The following is a 265-nucleotide window of genomic DNA, read 5'->3' as shown; positions in this document are numbered from 1 at the left end:
ACCGTATTTCCATCAAGGAAAAAGAAGTGGCGCGCCAGACGAAGGTTAGCCACGCCGAGGGCGGCAAAGAGCGCCAGGTGCACTTCAACGAGGCGGCAGGGTTCAACGCCAAAAACCGCTATTCGATGCCGGATAGCGTTGTGTACCGCAAAGGGCAGGGCTTTGCCGACATTGCCAAGTTCTGGCCGGTTGGCGACGACAATGGACAGAGGGAGACGGCTTGATGGCCGTCCAATCCGAAAAATTCCTCAACACGGTACGCGGC

1 protein-coding gene is annotated in these 265 nt (G+C 57.7%); it reads left to right on the top strand.

The genetic code is table 11. The features are described 5' to 3' along the window. A partial coding sequence (locus HWD93_RS18510; RefSeq protein ID WP_261647608.1) for a hypothetical protein occupies positions 1-224 on the top strand: 224 nt, incomplete at its 5' end. Positions 225-265 lie beyond the last annotated feature (41 nt).

The organism is Curtobacterium sp. C2H10 (assembly GCF_025407985.1).
Taxonomy (GTDB): domain Bacteria; phylum Actinomycetota; class Actinomycetes; order Actinomycetales; family Microbacteriaceae; genus Curtobacterium.
This window is presented reverse-complemented; position numbering and strand designations above follow the sequence as displayed.